Genomic DNA, 22,283 nt, shown 5'->3' on the forward strand with positions numbered 1-22,283 from the left:
TGTTCAGGCGTGGGCATACTGCGCAATGTCAGAGCGCCTTGTCGAATTCATGCCGCGCCCAGAAGTCGCGCATGATTGCCCAGCAGCGTCGGGATTCACCTTGTGCTGCGGCGCCGTAGAGCACCTGGCATTGCTCGCCGTGAATGCGGAAGCTACTCAGTGGCTGGACCAGATAAACGGTGTTGCCGCGCAGTGCGAGGTTGAGAAAAATCGCCACGTCGGAGGCCCAGGCGATGGGTTGTTCGTCTACCGACATGAAGTCCGGAGTGATTTCCAGCATATCGGCGCGGCGAAACATGACCGTGCTCGGCTCGCCAACGAAATTGATCTGCGACTGCATGAGTGCGGTGCCCAGCGACAGGCCTTCGATCATCGCATCGTCTGCCACGGGGGCTTGGGTTGCGGCGATATCGGCCAGCGGCTCGCCGTACTGGTCGATGCGCTGGCGCTTGGAGGTTACCAGCGTAACGTCTGGATAACTGCGGAAGCTGTCGAGCATCCGCTCCACGCATTCGAGTTCCAGCAGGTCGTCGTCGTTGAGAAACTTGATGAATTCGCCGCGCGCCTCTTTCAGGCAAAGGACATGGTTAAGACGGCCAATGTCCTTTCCAGCATCTGGGTTGCGCACATAACGCACGCGCGGGTCGTCCTGGCTCAGGTCGGCGCAGATCCTTTCGATCTCATCAGTCGGGCAGTCGTCGCACACCAGGATTTCCAGGTTGCGGTAGGTCTGGTTCAGCGCGCTGCCCAAGGCGTCGTAGAGGTGTTCGGTCTTGTAGGTCGGCATGACGATGCTGACCAGCGGCTGGGCATCGGCCGCCAATTGGCGCTGCGGCTTGCAAAACTCAAGCACCAACTGGCCCGGCACCGTAGCGTCCAGCCCACTCAGGTGCGGATCGCTGCTGTTGCCTTCTGCGGTGATAGCTACCGGTTCCAGGCCGACCATCTTGCAGATCCGCGTCAGCTCCTCGGCGTCGAAGGTCCAGGCATGCTGGCGCAGGGCCTTGTTCAGCCATTCGGCGCGACCGATGCCTGGCGCCTCAGGGCGTGTGCGGTTATTCAGATAATCGTCGACCAACGCTTCCAGGTCGGCGCAGACGAGACGGATAACCCCGCCGGGCTGCAGGACTCGACGGCATTCGTGCAGCAAGCGAATACCTTGGTTACGCCCGAGTCGCTCCAGAAGATGAGCACTGTAGATTCCTGGCACCGTGCCTTGTTCCCACGGCAAAGCCTGGCCCGGCGTCCATTGCAGATCGGCCCCTGTGGGCTCCACATCAATATTGATAAAGCCTTGGCGAGGATGATCGGCGCAACCTAGGTTCAAATAGATGGGGAGCATGGTATTCGCTTCGAAGGGGTCAACAAGGGCGTAGTGCAGCAACCCCGTTATCGGCCGCGCGCTTCAAATCATGACCGTTGGTTTCGGGACATTATGCAACAGGCGTAGACCCAAATCGAGAAACCCCATCAGCGTCGCGCAATAGGCACACTACGGCGATGCGATAGGACATTTCTTCAATTGACGTCAGCACACCGTATAATTCTGCCCCCGAAATCCGATGATGCTTTCTCATGAAGAAACTGCTGTACGTCGTTACCCTCGCCCTCTCTGTCATCCCTGCCGCCTTCGCCAATCCCCCCGCAACGTTTACCGAAGCCAAGGTTGTCGCCAAGCAGAAAATCTTCCTCGACCAGGCAAACAGCCCAATGGGCGAACTGTACTGTGGCTGTAAATGGACCTGGGTCGGCAAATCCGGTGGCCGGGTCGACGCCAAATCCTGCGGCTACGAAACCCGCAAAGTACAGACCCGCGCCGAACGTACCGAATGGGAGCACATCGTGCCGGCCTGGACTTTTGGCCACCAGCGCAAATGCTGGCAGAACGGCGGTCGCGAGCATTGCGTCAATGAAGACCCTACCTTCCGCGCCATGGAAGCCGACCTGTTCAACCTCTATCCGTCCGTGGGTGAAGTGAACGGTGACCGCAGCAATTTCAACTACGGCATGGTTTCAGGCGTTGCGCCCCAGTACGGGCAGTGCACCACCAAGGTCGACTTCCAGCAGAAAACCGCCGAGCCGCGTGACGAAGTCAAAGGGCTGGTTGCGCGTACCACGTTCTACATGTTCGACCGGTACAAGTTGAGCATGTCGAGACAACAGCAGCAGGTGCTTATGGCCTGGGATAAACAGCACCCGGTTTCTGCGTGGGAAAAGCAACGCAATCAGCGAATCGCCGCGATCATGGGGCATTCGAACCCATTCGTCACCGGCGAACGGAAATGGACGCTGGGCTACAAGCCTGCCGGGGCTATGGACGTGGTAGCTTCGGCACCCCCGAAAACGGCTGCGAGAGATATCGGCAAGCCGACCCTGGCGAGTGCGTCGACTGACGGTGCGATCATTGGCAACCGCAACAGTCACGTGTACCACTTGGCCAGCGGTTGCCCCGGTTACAGCCAGGTCGCTCAGAAAAATCAGGTGGCATTTGGCAGTGAAGCAGAAGCGCAGAGTGCAGGTTACCGCAAGGCGGGTAACTGCAAGTAAGCGTATGGAGCGAGAGAAAATATGGCGTCCCAGGGCAGGTTCGAACTGCCAACCTTCCCCTTAGGAGGGGGATGCTCTATCCAATTGAGCTACTGAGACACAAGAACCGGCAGCGAACGCTGCACAGCTGGACGGCGAGCATGTTAACCAGAGGGCAGCCGTTTGTCATGCATCTATCGGGCTTTTTGCACGTAGGGCTTTTCCGATGCTTGTCAAACGGACACCCCCTGTTGACGCAGCAGGTCGAACAATACGCTGACCGCCGTGGCCAGTGACCCGGAGTTGTCCAGCGCATGCACGCCGGGATCGGGACAGCCCTGGAGCCTGGCACTACGCGCCAGGCGCTGATCGATCTCTTGCGGTGTCTCCCTGCCTCTGGCAATCAGGCGCGCACGCAACACCTCTGGGTCAACCTCCAGGCGTACTGCCAGCAGACCGGGATAGCGCCTACGCGCCTCGGGCAGATAGCTACGGGAACCGTTGACCAGCACCGACCGCCCTTGCGCGAGCCAAACGTCCACTTGCTTGGGTATCCCATACTCCAGACCGTTGGCCTGCCAATGCATGGCAAATTCCCCTGCCGCTCGCATCGCTTCGAAGCGCTCTGGCGTGACGCTTTGCGCCGCTTCACCTGTGGCTTCTGCGGAACGTGTGATGACTCGCCGGGCAATTTCCACACCCGCGCCAGCCAGTTGTGCGCGAGCGGCCTCGATCAGGGAATCTTTTCCCGAACCAGAGGGTCCCATCAGATATATCAGCACGCCTGAGGCTTTATCTTGGGAGCTTGCGTCATGTTGCATAGCCACTATGCTCTATGGAAGGAAACCTGCGCATTTTAAGGGTTTTCTCTACCCTTTGCCGCGTTTTACGGGTTTTTGACGGCAAAGGGCTGACGGTAAGGCGAACCTGGAAATGCAAAACTTTTCCAACCAGTACTCATTTCTGATAATTGGTACTGGCAAAAAGCCTTTACCGGGATCACTATTTGTCACAGAATTGACGCCAAGGAAACGGCGACCTTGAGGCAAGATGAGCACCAAATTTTCCAGGCGGTTGAACATTTTGTCGTCGCCACGGTCGTACCTGCATCCCGTGCGGCCAATTTGTGAACCGCTTCCCCTGAACCAAAAACCGGTTAATTTATATGCGCCCAATGAAACAGGCTATTTATTCGAGCCGCACCGCTGACAAGTTCGTCGTCCGCCTGCCAGACGGAATGCGTGAGCGCATTGCCGAGGTAGCGCGCAACCATCACCGCAGCATGAACTCCGAGATCATCGCACGCCTGGAGCAGAGCCTTATCCAGGAAGGTGCGCTGGGCGACGAGCTGAGCATGCGCCTGGACAGCCCCGAGCTGTCCCTGCATGAGCGCGAGTTGCTGCAACGCTTCCGTCAGCTGTCCCACCGACAGCAGAACGCGCTGGTCGCCCTCATCGCTCACGATGTGGAAATGGCAGCCGACGCCTCCTGAGACGCGTAGCGAGAACAAAAAAAGCCAGCGTAAGCTGGCTTTTTTGTTGGGCTGCGCACAGGCCTTGGTGGTGCGGTCGGGCGCATGCCTTGATCACTCTGGCGTGCACCTCCCAATATCAAAGCAGGAACAGCGTAGCCAACCCCAGGAAGATGAAGAACCCACCACTGTCGGTCACGGCAGTGATCATCACGCTAGACCCCATGGCAGGGTCGCGCCCCAGGCGCGTCAGCGTCATCGGGATCAACACCCCCATGAGCGCGGCCAGCAGCAGGTTCAAGGTCATGGCCGCAGTCATCACCAACCCCAACGACCAGCTGTCATACAGCCAGAACGCCACAGCACCGATCACTCCACCCCAGATCAGGCCATTGAGCAGCGACACCGCCAGCTCCTTGCGCATAAGGCGGCTGGTATTGCCCGGCGACACTTGGTCCAACGCCATGGCGCGAACGATCATGGTAATGGTCTGGTTGCCAGAGTTGCCGCCAATACCCGCCACGATCGGCATCAGCGCCGCCAGTGCCACGAGCTTCTCGATCGAGCCCTCGAACAGGCCGATCACACGCGAGGCCAGAAACGCGGTTATCAGGTTGATCGCCAGCCAGGCCCAACGGTTGCGCAATGAACGCCAGACCGAGGCGAAGATGTCTTCCTCCTCGCGCAGGCCAGCCATGTTGAGAACTTCACTCTCGCTCTCTTCACGAATCAGGTCGACCATTTCATCGATGGTCAAACGGCCGATCAGGCGGTCGCTCTTGTCCACCACCGGCGCCGAAACCAGGTCATAACGCTCGAAAGCCTGCGCCGCATCGTAGGCATCTTCGTCGGGGTGGAAGGAGACCGGATCAATCGCCATGACCTCCGCGACCTTCTTGTCCGGATCGTTGACCAACAGACGCTTGATCGGCAACACACCCTTGAGGATGCCGTCGTAGTCGACTACGAACAGTTTGTCAGTGTGGTTGGGCAGCTCTTTAAGGCGGCGCAGGTAACGCAGAACCACTTCCAGGCTGACATCTTCACGGATGGTCACCATCTCGAAGTCCATCAGCGCACCGACCTGCTCCTCGTCGTAGCTCAACGCCGAGCGCACACGCTCGCGCTGCTGCGCATCGAGGCTTTCCATCAGCTCGTGAACGACATCACGCGGCAGCTCCGCCGCCAGGTCCGCCAGCTCATCGGCGTCCATTTCCTTGGCCGCAGCGAGGATCTCGTGATCGTCCATGTCGGCGATCAGCGATTGACGAACCGAGTCGGAAACTTCAAGCAAGATGTCGCCGTCACGATCCGAGCGCACCAGCTGCCAGACCGTCAGGCGGTCCTCCAGGGGCAATGCTTCGAGGATATAGGCGATATCTGCAGGGTGCAGGTCGTCGAGCTTGCGCTGCAACTCGACGAGGTTTTGACGGTGGACGAGGTTTTCCACCAGGTCGTGGTGATGACCTTCCTGACGGTGGGTCAGGTCCTCAACCACGCGTTGGCGCTGCAACAGTTCGACCACCTGGGCCAGGCGATCCTGCAGGCTCTCTTGTGCTTTCTTTACTTCTACTTCAGTCATAGGCGAACTCCACTCCCAGCAGCGGAGCACGCCGGGGGAATCAATCGGTCAGATCAGGCTGTAAGAATCTTGTTAAGAAGTAACTACTGGGTAAGTCCATGGTGGTATTCCACAAGCCCCGGCGGGGCTGACGGGCGCAATCATACACTGCCTAAGCTGTCAGATCGCTTAAAATTTTGGCCAGAACAATCGTTTGCGCGATAAAGCTATGACAACGCTCGAAGCCATGTGCGCGACGGCACGAGCCAAAGAAAAAACACATGCGGCGCGCAAAGAAGTGCCGGGCGGGTTTATTTTCAGTCTAGCGGGCATCACTGATAAATCAGTGAACGGCGGAAAACAAAAAGCCCGCTCAATTGAGCGGGCTTCTTGATATATGGCGGACTCAGGAGGATTCGAACCTCCGACCGCTCGGTTCGTAGCCGAGTACTCTATCCAGCTGAGCTATGAGTCCGTAGTTGGTAGTTTTAGACCAGATTACCACTGGTTGCTTGAAGCAGCTTTTTAAGCAAAGCCACTTCAAAAGTGGCGGACTCAGGAGGATTCGAACCTCCGACCGCTCGGTTCGTAGCCGAGTACTCTATCCAGCTGAGCTATGAGTCCGTGTCTTGCCGCGCATTATAGGTCGCTGAAACATTTTTGCAAGAACTTTTTCGTTTAACTTCAACGACTTAGCGTTCTTACCGATTACAGCGCCCTAAGCGAATAATGGCGGTGAAGGGGGGATTCGAACCCCCGATACCCTTATGAGGTATACTCCCTTAGCAGGGGAGCGCCTTCGGCCACTCGGCCACCTCACCGCAACACGAGGCGAATATTAAACAGGCTCTTCCTCGTTTGCAACCCTTTTTTTGAAAAAAACTTCAAAAAAATTAAAGGCTTGGCTCCTCATCCTTCTCTTTCTTGATCCGCAGGTAGATTTCCTCGCGGTGCACAGCCACTTCCTTGGGGGCGCTGACGCCGATGCGCACCTGGTTTCCTTTGACGCCGAGCACCGTCACGGTGATCTCGCCATCTCCAATGATCAGGCTCTCGGCGCACCGACGAGTCAGAATCAACATAGCTTTCTCCTTACGCAAGACATTCAGGGATAACAGTCTGGGAAAAACCGGGCCTGGTCGTGGACGACGACACAGGGGCCCATAGCGCGTCACGCTGGCAGGACAGGGCCTGCGTGACGAGCAGAAACGCGAAGGGCGCGGCAAGCCGCGCCCCTCAAGGCAACGCCTTACTCGCCCTGTCGGGCCGGAGCGTCAAGCTCGAACGCGGTATGCAGCGCGCGAACGGCCAGCTCCAGGTACTTCTCTTCGATGACTACCGACACCTTGATCTCGGAAGTGGAGATCATCTGGATGTTGATGCTCTCCTTGGCCAAGGATTCGAACATGCGGCTGGCAACACCTGCGTGGGAGCGCATGCCAACACCGACGATCGATACCTTGGCGATCTTGGTATCGCCGATCACTTCGCGGGCACCGATTTCACGTGCGGTGTTCTCCAGCACGCTGTGAGCCTTCTCGTACTCGTTGCGGTGCACGGTGAAGGTGAAGTCGGTGGTGTTATCGTGCGAGACGTTCTGCACGATCATGTCCACTTCGATGTTCGAGGCGCTGATCGGGCCGAGGATCTTGAAAGCGACGCCCGGAGTGTCCGGCACGCCGCGAATGGTCAGCTTGGCTTCATCACGGTTGAAGGCGATACCGGAAATGATCGGCTGTTCCATGGATTCCTCTTCATCAATGGTAATGAGGGTACCTGGACCCTCCTTGAAGCTGTGCAGCACGCGCAGCGGAACGTTGTACTTGCCGGCGAACTCCACCGAGCGGATCTGCAGCACCTTGGACCCGAGGCTGGCCATTTCCAGCATCTCTTCGAAGGTGATCTTCTCCAGGCGGCGCGCCTGCGGCACGACGCGCGGGTCTGTGGTGTAGACGCCATCGACGTCGGTGTAGATCTGGCACTCGTCAGCCTTGAGCGCGGCCGCCAGGGCCACGCCAGTGGTATCGGAGCCGCCGCGGCCCAGGGTAGTGATGCTGCCGTGCTCGTCGACCCCCTGGAAACCGGCTACAACCACCACACGCCCTTCCTTGAGGTCGGCGCGAATCTTCTGGTCGTCGATCTGCAGGATGCGTGCTTTGTTGTGCGCGCTGTCGGTGAGGATGCGCACCTGGTTGCCGGTGTAGGACACCGCCGGCACGCCACGCTTGATCAAGGCCATGGCCAGCAGGGCAATGGTGACCTGCTCGCCGGTGGACACGATCACGTCCAGCTCACGCGGAACCGGCTGATCGGTGATCTGCTTGGCCAGGTCGATCAGGCGATTGGTTTCGCCACTCATGGCCGACAGCACAACAACCAGGTCGTCGCCCGCTTCACGGTGTTTCTTGACCTTGTCGGCAACCTGCTCGATCCGCTCGATGGAACCGACAGAGGTGCCGCCAAATTTCTGTACGATCAACGCCATTTCAATGGTGCCTCAGCCCATACAGGGCCTCAAAAAAACCATCCAACATGGAGGGGCCGGTGACTAGACCACCGGCCCCTCCATCTCAAAGTCCCTGCTCTGCGAACGGCACGGCCAGCGCCAGGGCCTGGTCCAGCGCAGCGACGTCGACGCCACCGCCCTGAGCCATGTCCGGACGGCCACCGCCCTTGCCACCCACTGCCGCAGCGGCTTGTTTCATCAGGTCACCAGCCTTGAGTTGGCTGGAGAGGTCTTTGGTCACGCCGGCCACCAGCACGACCTTGCCCTCATGCTCGCTGCCCAGCAGGATCACTGCGTGGCCGAGCTTGTTCTTCAGCTGATCGACCAGGGCCAGCAGGGCCTTGCCATCCTGCCCATCCAGGCGGGCGGCGAGGACCTTGGCACCCTTGACCTCAACAGCCGCACTGGAGAGATCATCCCCTGCGGCGCTGGCGGCCTTGGCCTGCAGCTGTTCCAGCTGCTTCTCCAGCTGACGGTTGCGCTCGAGCACAGCCGACAGCTTGTCGATCAGGTTGTCACGGTTGCCCTTGACCAACTGCGCGGCTTCCTTGACCTGCTCTTCGGCAGCGTTCAGGTAAGCCAGCGCGGCAGCGCCGGTAACCGCTTCGATACGGCGCACGCCAGAGGCCACGCCACCTTCGCTGATGATCTTGAACAGGCTGATATCGCCGGTGCGCTTGGCGTGGATCCCGCCGCACAGCTCGACGGAGAAATCGCCACCCATGCTCAGCACGCGCACGGTATCGCCGTATTTCTCGCCAAACAGGGCCATCGCGCCTTTGCGCTTGGCGGTTTCGATATCAGTGACTTCAGTTTCCACCGGGGTGTTCTTGCGCACTTCACGGTTGACGATGTCTTCCAGAGCCTTGATCTGCGCAGGCGTCACCGCCTCGAAGTGGCTGAAGTCGAAACGCAGACGCTGGCTGTCGACCAGCGAGCCCTTCTGCTGCACGTGCTCGCCCAACACCTGACGCAGCGCTTCGTGCAGCAGGTGAGTGGCCGAGTGATTCAGCGAGGTGGCGTGCTGCACTTCGGCATCGACCTTGGCTTGGACCGGAGAACCGATCACCAGCGCGCCGCTGGCGACCACGCCATGGTGCAGGAAAGCGCCGCCGGTCTTGGTGGTGTCTTGCACGTCAAAGCGTACGGCGCCCGACTGCAGGTAGCCGGTGTCACCAACCTGGCCACCGGACTCGGCATAGAACGGGGTGCGGTCCAGCACCACGACGCCCTGCTCGCCCTCGCCCAACTGGTCGACCGACTGGCCGTCCTTGTACAGCGCAATGACCTTGCCCTGACCTTCGGTGGCGTTGTAGCCGACGAAATCGGTAGCGGTGTCGACCTTGACCAGGCTGTTGTAATCCATGCCGAAGGCGCTGGCGGAACGGGCGCGCTCACGCTGGGCATCCATTTCACGCTCGAAGCCCGCTTCATCGATGGTCAGCTCGCGCTCTCGGGCGATGTCGGCGGTCAGGTCCATCGGGAAGCCGTAGGTGTCGTACAGCTTGAACACCACGTCACCCGGTACTACGTCGCCCTTGAGCTGGGCCAGGTCCTGCTCGAGGATGCGCAGGCCCTGCTCGAGGGTCTTGGCGAACTGTTCTTCTTCGGCCTTGAGCACGCGCTCGATGTGCGCTTGCTGGCTCTTGAGCTCCGGGAACGCCTCGCCCATCTCGGCAGCCAGGGCGGCGACGATCTGGTAGAAGAAGCTGCCCTTGGCGCCCAGCTTGTTACCGTGACGGCAGGCACGACGAATGATGCGGCGCAGCACGTAGCCACGACCTTCGTTGGACGGCAGCACGCCGTCTGCGATCAGGAAGCCGCAAGAGCGGATGTGGTCTGCCACGACTTTCAGCGAAGCCTGACCGTCGTTGCTGCAGCCGATGGCCTTGGCCGCAGCGCTCAGCAGGTTCTGGAACAGGTCGATCTCGTAGTTCGAGTGCACGTGCTGCATGACCGCACTGATGCGCTCCAGGCCCATGCCGGTATCCACCGACGGCGCTGGCAGCGGGTGCAGCACGCCATCGGCAGTGCGGTTGAACTGCATGAAGACGTTGTTCCAGATCTCGATGTAGCGGTCGCCGTCTTCTTCCGGGGAACCGGGTGGGCCGCCCCAGATATCGGCACCGTGGTCGTAGAAGATCTCGGTGCAAGGCCCGCACGGGCCGGTATCGCCCATGGTCCAGAAGTTGTCGGAGGCGTAAGGGGCGCCTTTGTTGTCACCGATGCGCACCATGCGCTCGGCCGGCACGCCGACTTCCTTGGTCCAGATGTCGTAGGCTTCGTCGTCGCTGGCGTAGACGGTGACCCAGAGCTTTTCCTTGGGCAGGTTCAGCCACTTGTCGGAAGTCAGGAAGGTCCAGGCGAAAGTGATCGCATCGCGCTTGAAATAGTCGCCGAAGCTGAAGTTGCCCAGCATCTCGAAGAAGGTATGGTGACGCGCGGTGTAACCGACGTTTTCCAGGTCGTTATGCTTGCCGCCGGCACGCACGCACTTCTGGCTGCTGACCGCACGGGTGTAGGCGCGCTTCTCGGCACCGAGGAAGCAGTCCTTGAACTGGTTCATGCCTGCGTTGGTGAACAGCAGGGTCGGGTCGTTGTTCGGGATCAGCGAACTGGAGGCGACTCGGGTATGGCCCTGCTCTTCGAAGAAGCGAAGGAAGGCTTCACGGATTTCTGCGCTTTTCATAGGTTCTTCCACGGAAACGGCGGCCCCTGGGGGCAAACGCGTCGACGAAACGACGGCAAAGGGCCGCATTATATCGGTCCTGCAATCTCGGTGCAGTGTGTTTATGCGATGCAAAGCGTCGATTGGACGGCTTTTAAGGCTCATGCAAACGAAAATGACATGACCGGATGCTAAATGCAGGCTTTTGCCGCTGGCAAGCCAATTACCGCTCAAGGGAAGGGAAAATGGAACAGGCGGTGAATTAAATGGTTTTCATGGGCAGCATTCAGCGACGACTGGCCGTTGTAGAAGCGCCCTTGCGCGACAAAAGGCCGCTCCTGCAAGGCAATGCGCAATCTCAGCCCAGGCGCTGCCCCGAGTCCGGGACGATGAGAATGCCGGCGCGCAGCCCGTTCTTGACCTTGGGATTGGGAAAGATGATCCGCGCCCCCTCCTCCTCCACCACCCAGCGCATTTCGGCCAGGTCCTCGGCCAGCAGATAACCTTTGCTCAGCTCGGAGAAGTTCTCGATATCCACCGGCAGGTGCAGGCGGAAGCCCTCACTGTGCTTGATGATCTCGCGTGCAACACTGAACAGTTTAAGACCATCGAGCGAATCTTCGGCCTCAGGCTCATTGCCTTCGATGATCTGGATCAGGCGCTCCTCCAGCTTGTCGAGGTTGACCTGCTCGTTCTGCCCGAACGGCCGTGCCTTGCCCAGCTCCAGGGTGAACGCCTCAGCATCTAGCTGCTCATAGGTGAAAGCACTGAAGGTGATCGATGACTTGCTCTGCAGCAGCACCGCCTCCATGCCGGCAGCAGCCAGGCGAGCCAGCTCGCGACGAGAATGCTTGCGCCCCTCTTTGTAGGGGTAAAGGGCAAACTGCTCGATCTTGGAGCCACGAATGGCGGTATGCAGGTCGTAATGCAGGCGGGTACGCTCGGGCTTGCTGAAGAACACCCGGGCGAACTGCTCAAGTTCCGCGGCACGCAATGCCTCGAAACCACTGGAAAGCTCGTGACGACCATTGAACAGGCGGTTGATGTCCTGCTCGATGAAGCGCTCGCCCTTGCGGATGGCCGCAGGGTTGCCGAACAGGAACATCACACGCGAACGCGGCTTGATCTTGCCATTGGCCACGCCATGCAGCAGCCGTTCGAGCAATTCGATCGGCGCCGTTTCATTGCCATGGATACCGGCCGACAGCAGCAGGTCCAACCCGCAATCGTCGCCTTCGGGCGGACGCACCTCAAGTGCGCCCTCCCCCAGCCAGCGTAAACGCACGCCCTTGGGTGTGACTTGGGTCTTCTCGGCCGGCTCATGATCGGTCAGGGTCAGCTCAAGCAATTTGCCAAGGGCGAGCATAGGCGCTTCCTTAGTGGTCGTGGCCGCAGTCGGGGCCATGGACATGGTCATCGTCTTCACCGACTTCTGCCGGTTCCATCTCCAGCTGCAGGCTGACCAGGTTGGTAGCCATCGGGCGCAGCAGCAGGTTGGCGTACTCGGTGTCGTTCTCATCGACGTCGACACCGATCAGCAATTGGCCACGGCCGTCTTGCTGAATCCACACTTCCTTGCCCTGCCAGACAACGGCAAAGCGGGTGCAGGAGGTTTCCAGCTGGGTGCCGTCTACATCTTCAAGGATCAGGCGCAGGGCGTCGGTCATTACAAAATCTCTCTTCAAGGTTGGCGTTGGAACGGATAGACCGAGCCCAACTTCAGAATCTGGGTCAACTCATCCAGCGCCGTACGGCATTCGACCAGCAACTGCGGGTCGGCAAGGTCCGCTTCGCCCAGGCGGTCGCGGTAGTGCTTGTCGACCCACTGCAACAGTGTGTCGTACAGCGGGGCGGTCATGATAACGCCTGGATTGACCGCCGCCAGTTCCGATTCCTTCAAAGCCACGCGCAAGCGCAGGCATGCCGGGCCGCCGCCGTTCTGCATGCTTTGCTTGAGGTCGAACACCTTGACCTCCTTCACCGCGCCACCCTGGCTGGTCAGTTGCTGCAGGTACGCCCAGACGCGCTCATTGTTGCGGCACTCCTCTGGCACCACCAGCAGCATCGAGCCGTCGTCGCGGCTGAGCAGCTGGCTGTTGAACAGGTAGGAACGCACCGCATCCTCTACCGCCACCGCTGCCCGTGGCACACGGATGGCCTGGAAGTTGCCACCCTTGCTGGCCAGTTTAGCCTGCAGCTGGCCAAGCACCGCGTCAGTCTCGAGGAAAGCATCTTCGTGGTAGAACAGCACCTCGCCATTGCCCACCGAAATCACATCGTTGTGGAATACACCCTGATCGATCACTGACGGATTCTGTTGAGCGTAGACCACACCGTCCTCGCTCAGACCGTGAAGCCGTGCTACGGCCTGTGAAGCTTCCAGGGTCTGGCGCGCCGGATACTTCTGCGGCGCGGGATAGCGGCTGTCGAACGCGCTGCGACCGTAGACGAAAAACTCAACGCCCGGCTCGCCGTAGCTGCGGCAGAAGCGCGTATGGTTGGCCGCGCCCTCATCGCCGAACTGCGCCACGGCAGGCAGCGCCGGGTGATGGGCAAAGTGCTGCTCATTGCTGAACATGGCGGCCAGCACACGGCTGGTGGTCGGATGCTCGATGCTGCGGTGGTACTTGCAGTTGAGGTTGGCCGCGGTGAAATGCACGCGGCCATCAGCGGTGTCGGCGCTGGGGCTGACGGTGGCCGCGTTGGCCACCCACATGCTCGATGCCGAACAACTGGCGACCAGCAGCGGCATGGCCTCTTTGGCCGCGCGCTGGATGACTTCGGCATCGCTGCCGCTGAAGCCCAGGCGGCGTAACGCCGCTACGTCGGGGCGCTCCTGCGGCGCCAGCACACCCTGCTTGAAGCCCATGTCGGCCAGCGCTTTCATCTTTGCCAGGCCTTGGCGCGCCGCTTCACGCGGGTTCGAGGCCTGCTGGCTGTTGCTCTGCGAGGCCACGTTACCGTAGGACAGGCCGCCGTAATTGTGGGTAGGCCCCACCAGGCCATCAAAATTCACTTCATAGGATTTCATCGGCTAGGCTCCGTGACCTGTTGTTATAGGGTGACGCCCGGCGTCAGGGTCGCCGGCAGGGCAAGGCTGGCAGTCTCCAGCGAAGCCACGGGGTAAGCGCAGTAATCGGCGGCGTAATAGGCGCTGGCGCGATGGTTGCCACTGGCGCCTACCCCCCCGAACGGCGCGCTGCTGGCGGCACCGGTCAGTTGCTTGTTCCAGTTGACGATGCCGGCGCGGCTACGCAGCCAGAAGTACTGGTAGCGGGCACGGGAGTCTGACAACAGCCCGGCTGCCAGGCCGTACTGGGTGTTGTTGGCCTCGTCGATGGCGGCATCGAAGTCGGTGTAACGAATCACCTGCAGCAGCGGGCCGAAAAACTCTTCGTCGGGCCGGTCGGCCACGGCGGTGACATCGATGATGCCCGGGGTCAGCAGTGCGGCATCGGCATGGGGCTGGGTCATCTCCAGCAACTGGGTAGCGCCCTTGGCGAGCAGCTCAGCCTGCGCCGCGACCAGCGCCCGCGCAGCCTGCAGCGAAATCACCGAACCCATGAAGGGTGCCGGCTGCTGATCAAAAGCGCCGACCGTGATGCCTTTGCACACCTCGACCAACCGCGTGACCAGCGCATCGCCCCAGGCGCCCTGCGGTACCAGCAGGCGGCGAGCACAGGTGCAGCGCTGCCCTGCGGAGATGAACGCCGACTGGATGATCGTGTATACCGCCGCGTCGAGGTCCTTGACCTCATCCACCACCAACGGGTTGTTGCCGCCCATTTCCAGGGCGAGGATCTTGTCCGGACGGCCGGCGAACTGCTGGTGAAGCAGGTTGCCGGTACGGCTGGAGCCAGTGAAGAACAAGCCATCGATACCTGGGTTGGCAGCCAGCGCCACGCCCGTTTCACGTGCGCCCTGCACCAGGTTGAGCACGCCGGCAGGCAGGCCCGCGGCGATCCAGCAATTGACTGTCAGTTCGGCGACCTTGGGGGTCAGCTCGCTGGGCTTGAACACCACACAGTTACCGGCCAGCAGCGCCGGGACAATGTGGCCATTGGGCAAGTGGCCGGGGAAATTGTAGGGGCCGAACACCGCCACCACTCCGTGGGGCTTGTGCCGCAGTACGGCGGTAGCATCGGCCAGCGGGCCGCTTTTCTCACCCGTGCGCTCGCGGTAGCTCTGTATCGAGATCGCGACTTTGTTGACCATGCTGGTGACTTCGGTAGCCGACTCCCACAGCGGCTTGCCGGTTTCCTCGCCGATGCAGTAGGCCAGTGCCTCGGAATGCTGCTTGAGCTGCTCGGCGAACTTTTCCAGCACGTCGATGCGCGCCTCCAGGCTCAGTTGCGCCCAGGCCGGAAAAGCCTGACGCGCGGCCTGCACGGCAGCGTCGACCTGGCCGGCATCGGCGCCCTGCCCTTGCCAGACAACGGCTTGCGTGACCGGGTTGAGCGACTGCAGGGCTTCACCCTGGCCGGCCTGCCAGCTGCCGGCGATGTAATGCGTGGTCATTTACTGGGCCTCCCGGCTTGCCGACAGCGGCACGGCGCGAACGTTGTCGCCAGCGCCCATGCGCAGGCGCTTGGCGGTTTGCGGGTCGACCACCAGGGTGCCCGCAGCCAGACGTGCGGGCGCGGCAGTGATACGGCAGTCATCGCGCTTGCGGTTATGGATGATGTAAGGGGTTGCGTCATCGCCAGGCGTACCGACGGCCAGCACCAGGGTCTGGCTCTCGCGTACGGCACGGATCTTCGAGGTTTCGCACTCGATGGCCGGGCCTGCGTCGAAGATGTCGACATACCCCTGGTAGCTGAAGCCTTCCTGCTTGAGCATGGCCAGGGCAGGCTCGGTGTCGGTGTGCACACGGCCGATGACGCTGCGCGCAGCCTCCGACAGGAAGCAGGTGTACAACGGGAACTTGGGCATCAGCTCGGCAATGAACGACTTGTTGCCCACACCAGTGAGGTAGTCGGCCTGGCTGAACTCCATCTTGAAAAAGTGCCGCCCAAGGCTCTCCCAGAAGGGCGAACGGCCCTGCTCGTCAGACATGCCACGCATTTCGGCGATGATCTTGTTGCCGAACAACTCGGGGAACTCGGCGATGAACAGCATGCGCGCCCGCGACAGCAAGCGGCCATTGAGCCCGGAGCGGTGGTCGCTACGCAGGAACAACGAGCACAGTTCGGAGTTGCCGGTCAGGTCGTTGGCCAGGAACAGGGTGGGGATTTCGCGATAGATGTTCAGCTCCTGCGAGGCGCTGACGGTCAGGCCCACCCGGTAGTTGTACCAGGGCTCGCGCAGGCCGACGGCCCCGGCGATGGCACTGATGCCGACCACCAGGCCTTCGTCGTTCTCCAGCACGAACAGGTAGTCGGTGTCACCGCGCTCGGCTTCACCACGGAAGCTCTTCTCGGCCCAGCCGACACGATGCCCGAGGCGCTCCTCGTTGGCCGGCAAGGTGGTCAGCCCGGTGGTACCGGTGCTGCGTGCCAATTCGATCAGCGCAGGTAAATCGCTGCTGCGTACAGGACGAACGATCATGCTATCTCCTTGTGCGGCAACTGTAGCTACCGCAAAACTCTCTGTTCCCAGACCTCAGACCGCGACCAGGCGCACGCTGGCGCCCTCGCCCACACCCAGCGCCTCGGCAGCCTCTACACTGAGGCTGACCGGCTTGCCCGGCACCCAGTCCAGTTCGACCAGCACCGCGCGGTAATCCTGCAGTTGGCCGTTGCACACCAGGTACGGGCGCCCGCCCTTGGCCGGCAGTTCCTCGAGCTTGACCGGCACCACCCTGCTCTGGGCGATCGAGCGGATGCCCGAGGCACGCGCATGCAAGGTCGGGCCGCCATCGAAGATGTCGATATAGTGCTCGGTCTCGAAGCCCTCACGCATGAGGATGTCGAAAGTGATCTGCGCGCGCGGATGCACCTGGCCCATGGCTTCCTGGGCAGCGTCCGGCAGCAGGGGCACATAGATCGGGTAGTGCGGCATCAGTTCGGCGAGGAAGGTACGGCTCTTCAGGCCGCACAGGCGCTCGGCGTGGGCATAGTTGAGGTCGAAGAAGTTGCGCCCGATGGCATCCCAGAACGGCGACTCGCCTTGCTCGTCGCTGTAACCGACGATTTCGGTGACCACCGAGTCGGCAAAGCGCTCCGGGTGCGAGGCCATGAACAGCAAGCGGCCACGCGAATTCAGCTCGGCCCAGCCACTGTTCACCAGTTCAGGCAGTACATAGAAGCTGGTCAGCAGGCTGTTGCCGGTGAGGTCATGGCACAGCGACAGGACGTGGATCTTGTTGTGGATCTTCAGTTCGCGGGAGGCGTGCACGAAGGTTTCGTTGCGAAAGCTGTAGAACGGCTCGGAGTAGCCTGCCGAGGCGACGATTGCCGAGCAACCGGCCAGCTTGCCGGTGACACTGTCCTCGAGCACGAAGAAGTAGCTTTCTTCGCCATTGAAACTGACTTCGGCAGCGAACGACGTTTCCGAGGCGGCGATCTTGTCGCCCAGACGGGCAGCGTCGTCCGGCAGCGAAGTGACACCAACGGGGCTGTCGGCAGCCATGCGCTGCACTTCGTTAAGATCAGCCATTTGCGCGGGGCGCATCACCAGCATGGTGTCACTCCTTTGGAAAAACTGGCCGCTTTCGCGGCACGGAAAAACGGCGGGCGCGTGTTGAGTCTGCAAGCACGCGCCCGCACTGGAATTCTGCTATCGCCGGCCCGCTCGGGGCCGGCGAAGGGACCGCCGGCGAATCAGGCCTGGGTCAGTTTGGCCACAGCCCGCTCGAAGCGGTCCAGGCCTTCATCGATATCAGCATCTTCGATCACCAGGCTCGGCGCGAAGCGCACCACGTCCGGGCCGGCCTGCAGTACCATCACGCCTTCCTTCTCGGCGGCATTGAGGATGTCCTTGGCCTTGCCCTGCCAGGCTTCGGTCAGCACGCAGCCGATCAACAGGCCGACACCACGCACCTGAGAGAACAGGCCGGCCTGCTGGCCGATCTTCTCCAGACGCACCTTGAAGCGCTCGTGCTTGGCTTTGATACCGGCCAGGGTTTCTGGGGTGTTGATCACATCCAGCACCGCGCAGGCAACGGCACAACCCAACGGGTTACCGCCATAGGTAGTGCCGTGGGTGCCGACCGCCAGATGCTTGGCAAGCTCACTGGTGGTGAGCATGGCGCCGATCGGGAAACCACCACCCAGGCTCTTGGCGCTGGTCAGGATGTCCGGCGTCACGCCGTAGTGCTGATAGGCGTACAGCGAGCCGGTACGACCCACACCGGTCTGCACTTCATCGAAGATCAGCAGGGCGTTGTGTTCGTCACACAGCTTGCGGGCGCCTTCCAGGTACGCCTTGTCGGCCGGGACCACACCGCTCTCGCCCTGGATCGGCTCGATCACCACGGCGCAGGTCTTGTCGGAAATCTGTGCCTTCAGCGCTTCCAGGTCGTTGTAGGGCACATGGCTGATGCCGGTGATCTTCGGGCCGAAACCGTCCGAGTACTTCGGCTGGCCGCCGACACTGACGGTGAACAGGGTGCGACCGTGGAAGCTGTTCACGGCGGAGATGATTTCGTGCTTGTCGGGACCGAAGCGGTCATGGGCCACACGACGGGCCAGCTTGAAGGCGGCCTCGTTGGACTCAGCGCCGGAGTTGCAGAAAAAAGCACGGTCGGCAAAGGTGGCATCGACCAGTTTATGTGCCAGGCGCAGTGCCGGTTCGTTGGTGAAGACGTTGGAAACGTGCCAGAGGGTATTGGCCTGGTCGGTCAGGGCCTTGACCAGTGCCGGGTGGCAGTGGCCCAGGGCGTTTACCGCAATGCCACCGGCAAAGTCGATGAGCTCGCGACCCGACTGGTCCCATACGCGGGAACCCTCGCCTCGCACAGGAATGAAGGCCGCCGGAGAATAGTTGGGGACCATGACCTGGTCGAAATCGGCACGTTGCACCGGGGCTTGCTCAACGGACATCTGAGTCTCCTGAAGAGGAACGCTGGCCTGGAAGTGGCGAGCGATGGGGGGATTGTAAGGACTGATCTGCGCCTGTCCTTGCGGCCAAGCGACAACTTGTTACAGCGCAAAACCCAGTTTTACCCAGGCTTTCGGCAATGCGACAAACACTGTCGCAATCGCGCAGTGTAACGGCAGAGCGGGACTGGGTGAACGGGTGTTCACATAAGAAGACATGCCGGCTGTACCGGCGGCAACCCGATCAGTATGAGAGCCGGCCTGCCGGCGATGGAAGCGCATTGCGCAGGGAAGCTTTCAGCCCTTTTCGGCAGGCGCCGAACTCAATTCGAAGGGGCTGCTGTTACGCCGCTGGTTGCGGTCTTCCCGTGGCGTGGCGCCAAAGAAATTGCGGTAGGCGCTGGAGAAATGCGGGCCGGAGGAGAAACCACAGGAAAGGCCGATCTGGATGATCGATTTGCTGGTCTGCATCAGCATCTGCCGCGCCTTGTTCAGCCGCAACTCCAGGTAATACTGGCTGGGCACGCGATTGAGGTACTGCTTGAAGATGCGCTCCAGTTGCCTGCGCGATACGCATACATGCTGAGCGATTTCGTCGGTGGTCAGCGGCTCTTCGATGTTGGCTTCCATCAACAGCACCGCCTGGGTCAGCTTCGGATGGCTGGAGCCGAGGCGGTTCTGCAGCGGAATGCGCTGGCGCTCCCCCCCCTCACGGATGCGCTCGACCACCAGCTCCTCGGAAACCGCACCAGCCAGCTCAGCCCCGTGATCACGCGCCAGCAATGCCAGCAGCAAGTCGGTTACCGCCATACCGCCGCAAGCGGTCAGGCGATCACGGTCCCAATCGAACAGATGGCTGGTGGCGATGACCTTGGGGAAGCGCTCGGCAAAATCGTCTTGCCAGCGCCAATGCACCGCTGCGCGGTAACCATCGAGCAGGCCGAGCATGGCCAACGGATACACCCCCGCAGACAGCCCGCCAATAATGCAGCCGCTACGGGCCAATTGCTTGAGTGCCGAGGACAGCGCCGGCCCCAGCGCCTGGGGCAACTCGTCAGCGAGCAGGAACAGTTTGTGACAACCCTCCAGGCGCCCGTTCCAGGGCTCGCCCGGCAGGCGCCAGGCACCTTCCTGCGCAGGCTCGGCCTGCAGAAAGGCCAGCTCGTAAACCACGTCAGGATGTACCCGCTGGGCCACCAGCAATACTTCCTCCGCCAGCGCCAACGTCAAGGGCTTGGTGCTTGGCCAGATGAGAAAACCGATTCGCTGGGTGGTCATAGGGTAAGGTCCGAAACCTGAAGTCGTTCGAGTCTGTGGCGCCAGGGCAGACTGCGCACTGCTGCGCAGCATGCCCTATTCTGGTGCGAAGGTGCAGCCTTTACTTCAGGCTGCCAGAGAGAAACTGCTTGAGCCGCTCCGATTGCGGGTTAGCCAGCACTTCGCGCGGGCAGCCGGTCTCTTCGACCAGGCCTTTGTGCAGGAACACCAACTGGTTGGACACCTCGCGGGCAAAGCCCATCTCGTGGGTCACCACCACCATGGTCCGGCCTTCCTGGGCCAGGGCCTGCATGACCTTTAGCACATCGCCGACCAGTTCGGGGTCGAGCGCCGAAGTCGGCTCGTCGAACAGCATCACTTCAGGCTCCATGGCCAACGCTCGGGCAATCGCCACTCGCTGCTGCTCACCGCCGGACATATGCCCCGGGAAGGCATCCTTGCGATGGGCGACGCCCACCTTGGCCAGGTAGTGCTCGGCTTTTTCCAGGGCTTCTTTCTTGTTTACGCCAAGCACGTGCACCGGCGCCTCGATGACGTTTTCCAGCGCGGTCATGTGCGACCACAGGTTGAAGTGCTGGAACACCATCGACAGCCGCGAGCGCATGCGCTGCAACTGGCGCGGGTCGGCAGCCTTGAGCGCGCCGTCCTTGCCGGCGACCAGCTTCAGCTCTTCGTTGTTGAGCAGTATCTTGCCGGCGTGCGGCTGCTCGAGCAGGTTGATGCAGCGCAGGAAGGTCGACTTGCCCGAACCGCTGGAGCCGATAATGCTGATCACATCGCCTGCCTTGGCCGCCAGGGACACACCCTTGAGCACTTCATGGCTGCCGTAGCGCTTGTGCAGGTCTTGGACTTCTAGTTTGTACATGCTGTCGGTTCTCACAGAGCGTTCAGTGCTTGCGCGGCGCCAGGTAGCCGAGCCAGCGGCGTTCGGCCATCTTGAACAGGCGCACCAGGATGAAGGTCAGGCACAGATAGAACACGCCCGCCGTGATGTAGGCCTCGAAAGGCAGGTAGTACTGGGCATTGACCGTACGTGCGGCACCGGTGATGTCGATCAGGGTCACGATCGACGCCAGGCTGGTGGTCTGCAGCATCATGATCACTTCGTTGCTGTACTGCGGCAACGCCCGGCGCAGGGCCGACGGCAGCAGGATGCGACGGTACATCTTCATGCGGGACATACCCATGGCCTTGGCCGCCTCGATCTCGCCGTGCGGGGTGGCCTTGAGGCTGCCGGCGATGATTTCGGCGGTGTAGGCACTGGTGTTGACGGCAAATGCCAGGCACGCACAAAACGTGGCGCTCGATAGCAATGGCCAGAAGATGCTTTCCCGCACCGCCTCGAACTGAGCCAGGCCGTAGTAGATCAGGAACAGCTGCACCAGCATCGGCGTGCCGCGGATCACATAGGTGTAGAGCCAGGCCGTGAGGTTGACCACCGGCTGCTTGGACACCCGCATCAAGCCCAGCGGTACAGCCGCCAGCAGGCCGAAGACCAGCGATATCGCCAGCAGCTTGAGGGTGGTCAGCAGGCCGCCAAGGTACAGCGGCATGGCCTCCCAGATGACGTTGTAATCGAAAATCATAGCTCAGCCACCTTGACGCCCACCGAGTAGCGCTTCTCGAGATACTTCAGTGCCAGCAGCGAGACACTGGTAAGCACCAGGTACAACGCCGCCACCGCCAGGAAGAAGGTGAAGGGTTCGCGGGTGGCGTCTGCCGCCTGCTTGGCCTTGAACATCATGTCCTGCAGGCCGACCACCGAAATCAGTGCCGTCGCCTTGGTCAGTACCAACCAGTTGTTGGTGAAGCCCGGGATCGCCAGGCGGATCATCTGCGGCACCTGAATGCGGAAGAATACCTGCCGGTTGCTCATGCCATAGGCCGCGCCGGCTTCGGCTTGGCCCTTGGGAATACCCAGGAACGCACCTCGGAAGGTTTCTGACAGGTAGGCGCCAAAGATGAAGCCCAGGGTACCGATGCCTGCGACCAGCGGGTTCAGGTCGATGTAGTCGTCATAGCCCACCAGCGGCCCCAAACGGTTGATGATGTCCTGCCCGCCGTAGAAGATCAGCAGGATCAGCACCAGGTCCGGAATACCCCGGATCACCGTGGAATACATATCGCCCAACCAGGCCAGCCAGCGCACCGGCGACAAGCGCAGCGCCACGCCAATCAGGCCGAGCACAATGGCCAGGGCCATCGACGACAGGGCGAGCTGCAGCGTCAGCCACGCCCCGTCGAGGATGACTGCCCCGTAGCCTTTCAACATGATGAGGTCCTCGACCTAAAGA

20 protein-coding genes and 4 tRNA genes are annotated in these 22,283 nt (G+C 61.1%); 3 read left to right on the forward strand and 21 right to left on the reverse strand.

All coding sequences use genetic code 11. The features are described 5' to 3' along the window. Positions 1 to 28: 28 nt before the first annotated feature. Entirely contained in the window at positions 29 to 1,150 is a 1,122-nt protein-coding gene (locus tag EGJ09_RS18165) for a glycosyltransferase (protein ID WP_237860219.1), read from the reverse strand. Positions 1,151 to 1,575: 425 nt separating this feature from the next. Here EGJ09_RS18165 and EGJ09_RS18170 point away from each other — a divergent pair, with 425 nt between their 5' ends. Next, positions 1,576 to 2,547 carry an endonuclease gene (locus EGJ09_RS18170; RefSeq protein WP_125924512.1) on the forward strand — a complete coding sequence of 324 codons (972 nt, stop codon included), beginning with the start codon at positions 1,576 to 1,578 and terminating at the stop codon, positions 2,545 to 2,547. Positions 2,548 to 2,569: 22 nt separating this feature from the next. Here the strand turns inward: EGJ09_RS18170 and EGJ09_RS18175 are convergent. Continuing rightward, positions 2,570 to 2,646: transfer RNA gene (locus tag EGJ09_RS18175), tRNA-Arg, on the reverse strand. 113 nt (positions 2,647 to 2,759) lie between these two features. Next, positions 2,760 to 3,347, reverse strand: a complete 588-nt coding sequence (gene phnN, locus EGJ09_RS18180; RefSeq protein ID WP_115274162.1) for a phosphonate metabolism protein/1,5-bisphosphokinase (PRPP-forming) PhnN — start codon at positions 3,345 to 3,347, stop codon at positions 2,760 to 2,762. A gap of 344 nt (positions 3,348 to 3,691) precedes the next feature. Between phnN and EGJ09_RS18190 the strand changes: the two genes are divergently transcribed. After that, entirely contained in the window at positions 3,692 to 4,018 is a 327-nt protein-coding gene (locus EGJ09_RS18190; RefSeq protein ID WP_003254499.1) for an Arc family DNA-binding protein, read from the forward strand. 118 nt (positions 4,019 to 4,136) lie between these two features. Here the strand turns inward: EGJ09_RS18190 and mgtE are convergent, their stop codons facing one another. Next, entirely contained in the window at positions 4,137 to 5,579 is a 1,443-nt protein-coding gene (gene mgtE, locus EGJ09_RS18195; protein ID WP_012315589.1) for a magnesium transporter, read from the reverse strand. Positions 5,580 to 5,787: 208 nt separating this feature from the next. On the opposite strand from mgtE, the gene EGJ09_RS26460 reads away from it, so the two are divergent. Next, complete coding sequence (locus EGJ09_RS26460) at positions 5,788 to 5,952, forward strand: hypothetical protein (protein ID WP_158621141.1); 165 nt, start codon at positions 5,788 to 5,790, stop codon at positions 5,950 to 5,952. 4 nt (positions 5,953 to 5,956) lie between these two features. Here the strand turns inward: EGJ09_RS26460 and EGJ09_RS18200 are convergent. The 17 genes from EGJ09_RS18200 to EGJ09_RS18285 all read right to left on the reverse strand — a co-directional run bounded on the left by EGJ09_RS18200 (position 5,957) and on the right by EGJ09_RS18285 (position 22,261). Continuing rightward, a tRNA-Arg gene (locus tag EGJ09_RS18200) sits at positions 5,957 to 6,033 on the reverse strand. A 72-nt stretch (positions 6,034 to 6,105) separates the two neighbouring features. Then, positions 6,106 to 6,182, reverse strand: a tRNA-Arg gene (locus EGJ09_RS18205). A gap of 106 nt (positions 6,183 to 6,288) precedes the next feature. Further along, positions 6,289 to 6,379: transfer RNA gene (locus EGJ09_RS18210), tRNA-Ser, on the reverse strand. 72 nt (positions 6,380 to 6,451) lie between these two features. Continuing rightward, the gene (csrA, locus tag EGJ09_RS18215) at positions 6,452 to 6,640 is read right to left on the reverse strand and encodes a carbon storage regulator CsrA (protein ID WP_003254503.1); all 189 of its coding nucleotides are present in this window, start codon (positions 6,638 to 6,640) and stop codon (positions 6,452 to 6,454) included. 167 nt (positions 6,641 to 6,807) lie between these two features. Continuing rightward, positions 6,808 to 8,043: an aspartate kinase gene (locus EGJ09_RS18220; protein WP_039603358.1), complete on the reverse strand. Its 1,236-nt coding sequence runs from the start codon at positions 8,041 to 8,043 to the stop codon at positions 6,808 to 6,810. Between the two features lie 85 nt (positions 8,044 to 8,128). Then, positions 8,129 to 10,753 (reverse strand): alanine--tRNA ligase, encoded by a 2,625-nt coding sequence (alaS, locus tag EGJ09_RS18225; RefSeq protein WP_147405221.1) that lies wholly within the window; start codon positions 10,751 to 10,753, stop codon positions 8,129 to 8,131. Between the two features lie 337 nt (positions 10,754 to 11,090). Then, positions 11,091 to 12,098, reverse strand: coding sequence for a succinylglutamate desuccinylase (astE, locus tag EGJ09_RS18230; protein ID WP_046785389.1), 1,008 nt, complete (start codon positions 12,096 to 12,098; stop codon positions 11,091 to 11,093). Positions 12,099 to 12,108: 10 nt separating this feature from the next. After that, on the reverse strand, positions 12,109 to 12,399 hold the full coding sequence (locus EGJ09_RS18235) for a hypothetical protein (RefSeq protein ID WP_039602667.1): 291 nt from the start codon (positions 12,397 to 12,399) through the stop codon (positions 12,109 to 12,111). 14 nt (positions 12,400 to 12,413) lie between these two features. Next, positions 12,414 to 13,763, reverse strand: a complete 1,350-nt coding sequence (gene astB, locus EGJ09_RS18240) for an N-succinylarginine dihydrolase (protein ID WP_125924513.1) — start codon at positions 13,761 to 13,763, stop codon at positions 12,414 to 12,416. Between the two features lie 23 nt (positions 13,764 to 13,786). After that, positions 13,787 to 15,250: a succinylglutamate-semialdehyde dehydrogenase gene (gene astD, locus EGJ09_RS18245; protein ID WP_125924514.1), complete on the reverse strand. Its 1,464-nt coding sequence runs from the start codon at positions 15,248 to 15,250 to the stop codon at positions 13,787 to 13,789. After that, complete coding sequence (astA, locus tag EGJ09_RS18250; protein ID WP_012315596.1) at positions 15,251 to 16,279, reverse strand: arginine N-succinyltransferase; 1,029 nt, start codon at positions 16,277 to 16,279, stop codon at positions 15,251 to 15,253. Positions 16,280 to 16,333: 54 nt separating this feature from the next. Further along, positions 16,334 to 17,353 (reverse strand): arginine/ornithine succinyltransferase subunit alpha, encoded by a 1,020-nt coding sequence (gene aruF / locus EGJ09_RS18255; RefSeq protein ID WP_125924515.1) that lies wholly within the window; start codon positions 17,351 to 17,353, stop codon positions 16,334 to 16,336. Positions 17,354 to 17,493: 140 nt separating this feature from the next. Next, positions 17,494 to 18,714 carry an aspartate aminotransferase family protein gene (locus EGJ09_RS18260; protein ID WP_119687581.1) on the reverse strand — a complete coding sequence of 407 codons (1,221 nt, stop codon included), beginning with the start codon at positions 18,712 to 18,714 and terminating at the stop codon, positions 17,494 to 17,496. Positions 18,715 to 19,008: 294 nt separating this feature from the next. Then, a complete protein-coding gene (argR, locus tag EGJ09_RS18270) occupies positions 19,009 to 19,989 on the reverse strand; it encodes a transcriptional regulator ArgR (RefSeq protein WP_046785394.1) in 981 nt (326 codons plus the stop codon). Between the two features lie 100 nt (positions 19,990 to 20,089). Continuing rightward, the gene (gene aotP, locus EGJ09_RS18275) at positions 20,090 to 20,854 is read right to left on the reverse strand and encodes an arginine/ornithine transport ATP-binding protein AotP (RefSeq protein WP_012315600.1); all 765 of its coding nucleotides are present in this window, start codon (positions 20,852 to 20,854) and stop codon (positions 20,090 to 20,092) included. 22 nt (positions 20,855 to 20,876) lie between these two features. Continuing rightward, the gene (locus EGJ09_RS18280; RefSeq protein WP_046785396.1) at positions 20,877 to 21,575 is read right to left on the reverse strand and encodes an ABC transporter permease; all 699 of its coding nucleotides are present in this window, start codon (positions 21,573 to 21,575) and stop codon (positions 20,877 to 20,879) included. Continuing rightward, complete coding sequence (locus tag EGJ09_RS18285; RefSeq protein ID WP_012315602.1) at positions 21,572 to 22,261, reverse strand: ABC transporter permease; 690 nt, start codon at positions 22,259 to 22,261, stop codon at positions 21,572 to 21,574. Before EGJ09_RS18285 ends, EGJ09_RS18280 begins: the two co-directional genes overlap by 4 nt. Between the last annotated feature and the right edge of the window lie 22 nt (positions 22,262 to 22,283).

This window comes from Pseudomonas sp. p106, assembly GCF_003936645.1.
Taxonomy (GTDB): Bacteria; Pseudomonadota; Gammaproteobacteria; order Pseudomonadales; family Pseudomonadaceae; genus Aquipseudomonas; species Aquipseudomonas putida_E.